Source organism: Nitrospinota bacterium (genome assembly GCA_027619975.1).
GTDB lineage: Bacteria > Nitrospinota > Nitrospinia > Nitrospinales > VA-1 > JADFGI01.
Map to the genome: position 1 here is coordinate 1 of JAQCGX010000071.1, position 3,224 is coordinate 3,224.

A 3,224-nucleotide genomic window follows, 5' to 3' on the forward strand; every position below is an offset into this window, starting at 1 on the left:
AGAAAAACCCAAACAGCCAAAGTCCAACTATGCCATTACCGGATTGTATTTTTACGATAACTCCGTTGTGGATATCGCCGCCAGCTTGAAACCCTCGGCTCGGGGCGAACTGGAAATCACCGATGTCAACAAGGCCTATCTGGAAAAGAGCCAGTTGACCCTGGAAAAAATGGGACGCGGCTATGCCTGGCTGGATACCGGGTCGCACGATTCCCTGCTGGCCGCCGCCAACTTCATTGAGACCATCGAAAATCGTCAAGGTCTCAAAATTTCCTGCCCGGAGGAAATCGCCTACAACCTGGGGTTGATTTCGGCAACCGACCTGGAAAAACTGGCGGAACCCCTTAACAAGAACGGCTATGGGCAATATTTACTTTCCCTGGCCCAGCGCGGAAAATCTTGACACCGATGCCCTTCTTAAATCAAATTCGATAACCTGACTTTAATCTCTTTAAATGCGTATTTTGCTAATTGGAAAAAATGGCCAGATCGGCTGGGAACTTCACCGGGAACTGGCAGAACTTGGCGAGATAGTCGCACCAGACAGCGAGGATCTTGATCTTTGCAAGCCGGACAGAGTTCGCCATTTTGTTCAACAAGTGCAACCCGACCTTATCATCAATGCCGCCGCTTATACCGCCGTGGATAAGGCCGAGACCGAACCGGATCTGGCCATGTCCATCAATGGCATCGCGCCGGGGATTCTCGCGGAAGAGGCAAAAAAAATCGGGTCCGCCATGATCCATTATTCGACGGATTACGTTTTCGACGGCGAAAAAACCAGCGGAGCTTATCTGGAGGATGATATCTGCAATCCTCAAAACGTTTACGGTCAAACCAAATTGGCCGGAGAGCAGGCAATCGTGAAGGTAGGAATCCCTCATTTTATCCTGCGAACCAGCGGCGTGTATGGCTCCAGAGGGAAAAATTTCATGCGCACTATTCTTAAACTGGCGAACGAGAATAAGGAACTTCGAATCGTCAATGACCAAGTGAGCTCCCCCACCTGGTCCCGCACCATCGCTCAAGCGACGAAACAAACCCTGCTACCCTTTCTCAATCATCCCTCGGGGAAACTTGTGGAAAAAATTGAACCGGTCAGCGGTATTTATCATTTATCCTGCCGGGGCGAAACCAGTTGGCATGGATTTGCCAAGGCCATTCTGGAGCATTCAAAAAACAATCTACCAGCTTCGAAATTGATATCCATTCCCTCATCGGAATACCCGACACCGGCAAAACGACCGCAGTATTCGGTGCTTTCCAACAAAAGGATTGAGCGGGTTCTGAAAATTGAAATGCCTCATTGGGAAGAAGCGTTGAAAATGTGTCTTGCAAGCGGTTCAACCCATTGATGGCATTGTAGTGATTTTGATCCAAAGAAATACAAACCTTTTGACAGGGATAAAAAATTGAAAAAAGCTTTTATCACCGGCATCACCGGTCAGGATGGTTCCTACCTTGCGGAATTGCTTCTCGAAAAAAAATACGAGGTACACGGCCTGGTTCGACGGTCCAGCAGTTTCAACCGGGGAAGAATCGAACATCTTCACAAGGATCATCATCTGCCGCAAAATAAAATCCATCTCCACTATGGAGATATGACCGATGCCCCCAGCTTGAACCGTCTTGTCGCCAAAATAGAGCCTGATGAAATTTATAACCTCGCCGCCCAAAGCCATGTCGCCGTCAGTTTTGAAACCCCCGAATACACGGGTCAGGCCGATGCCCTGGGGACACTGCGAATTCTTGACGCCATCCGGTCTTTAGGATTAGAAAAAAAATGCCGTTTCTATCAGGCATCCACCAGTGAAATGTTTGGCAAAGTCGCCGAAACCCCGCAAAGTGAAACCACCCCGTTCTATCCCCGGAGTCCTTATGGCGCCGCCAAGCTGTATGCGCACTGGATCACCGTCAATTACCGGGAAGCTTACAATATGTTCGCTTGCAGCGGCATCCTGTTCAACCACGAATCTCCGCGGCGGGGAGAAAACTTTGTGACCCGCAAGATCACGCTGACCCTAGCCAATATCCTTAAAGGAACTCAGGAAAAACTATACCTCGGCAACTTGAATGCCAAACGGGACTGGGGCCATGCCAGGGATTATGTCGAAGGCATGTGGCTGATGCTGCAACAGGAAACCCCGGAAGACTATGTTCTGGCAACAGGGGAACAACACGATGTCCGTGAGTTTATCGAAGAGGCTTTCGGCCTTTGTGGAATGAAAATCGAGTGGCAGGGTTCCGGTGTCGATGAGAAGGGAATCGACCCTGCAACCGGGCGCACTCTGGTGGAAGTCGATCCCGCCTATTTCCGCCCGGCGGAAGTGGAGACTCTGCTCGGAGACCCTAAAAAAGCCGAGGAAAAACTAGGCTGGGTTCGCAAAACATCCTTTAAAGAGCTGGTGCGAGTGATGGTGGAAGCGGATTTGACCCTGGCGGGACTGGATGCTACCGAAGTCATGGGTTCGTAGTGTTAGAAATCCCCTCAACCCCTTATAAAGGCATATTTTTGATTATGTGCGATCAGTGACATTTGCATTTACACATCGGTTTCTCAATTTCAAGAATTTCCCGAATTCTTAATAGGTAATGGGTCCGTTTACAATAGGATGCTTGAAACATAGCGGTTGAGGCTAATGCCCATTTCGGCGGCTTTCATCGCAAGGTTTTTGTGCTGTTCTGGTGGGATGCGTATCATGAATTTCCCACTATATTCTTTCTCGGCAAGTGGTGTCGGAACCGATTCGCCGTTGGCTTCCATGTCTTCGACAGCCTCTTTTACCAGCTTCATAATATTTTGAAGCGCTTTTGCCGGCGTCTTTGCCAGGTAAGAGAGGCTGGGAAATTCAGCGCAAAGAGCAACGTGTTCCCCGTCCTCTTCTGACCATGTGACGCGGTAAGTATAATGTTCGTAGTTAACCATTGTCCTGATCCTCCTGTTTACGAATTGCGGTCAATACTTGTTTCACCTGGTAAACTTTGGCCTTGCCGTCCTTACTCTTTTGGATATTTACGCGAGGGTCACCCAGCCACGGCGTTTTATAAACATGGTGGCTTGTGCCTTTGTGGCGTGGTTTTCCGAAATAGTGAACGCACACTTTTGCAAGGTCGGTAAACCGCACATCTTTAGGGTTTACTTCCATTCTCTTTAGAGGGCACCTCTAAAAATTGACTAAATGCTCCTAATCGTCAATTTAAGGAGATGGTTTTGTTTTAGTGGG

At 48.8% G+C, this 3,224-nt stretch carries 5 protein-coding genes; 3 read left to right on the top strand and 2 right to left on the bottom strand.

Going from position 1 to position 3,224, the window contains the following annotated elements; translation table 11 throughout:
* The 3 genes from O3C58_14100 to gmd form a co-directional block, all read left to right on the top strand.
* On the top strand, nucleotides 1-403 hold a 403-nt coding region (locus O3C58_14100), incomplete at its 5' end, for a sugar phosphate nucleotidyltransferase (protein ID MDA0692982.1).
* Between the two features lie 52 nt (nucleotides 404-455).
* Complete coding sequence (rfbD, locus tag O3C58_14105) at nucleotides 456-1,355, top strand: dTDP-4-dehydrorhamnose reductase (GenBank protein MDA0692983.1); 900 nt, start codon at nucleotides 456-458, stop codon at nucleotides 1,353-1,355.
* Nucleotides 1,356-1,412: 57 nt separating this feature from the next.
* Nucleotides 1,413-2,474 carry a GDP-mannose 4,6-dehydratase gene (gene gmd, locus O3C58_14110; protein ID MDA0692984.1) on the top strand — a complete coding sequence of 354 codons (1,062 nt, stop codon included), beginning with the start codon at nucleotides 1,413-1,415 and terminating at the stop codon, nucleotides 2,472-2,474.
* A 128-nt stretch (nucleotides 2,475-2,602) separates the two neighbouring features.
* On the opposite strand, the gene O3C58_14115 is transcribed toward gmd, so the two are convergent.
* Together O3C58_14115 and O3C58_14120 are read right to left on the bottom strand one after the other, a co-directional pair.
* Nucleotides 2,603-2,926 carry a toxin-antitoxin system HicB family antitoxin gene (locus O3C58_14115; protein ID MDA0692985.1) on the bottom strand — a complete coding sequence of 108 codons (324 nt, stop codon included), beginning with the start codon at nucleotides 2,924-2,926 and terminating at the stop codon, nucleotides 2,603-2,605.
* Nucleotides 2,919-3,146, bottom strand: a complete 228-nt coding sequence (locus O3C58_14120) for a toxin HicA (protein ID MDA0692986.1) — start codon at nucleotides 3,144-3,146, stop codon at nucleotides 2,919-2,921. Before O3C58_14120 ends, O3C58_14115 begins: the two co-directional genes overlap by 8 nt.
* Between the last annotated feature and the right edge of the window lie 78 nt (nucleotides 3,147-3,224).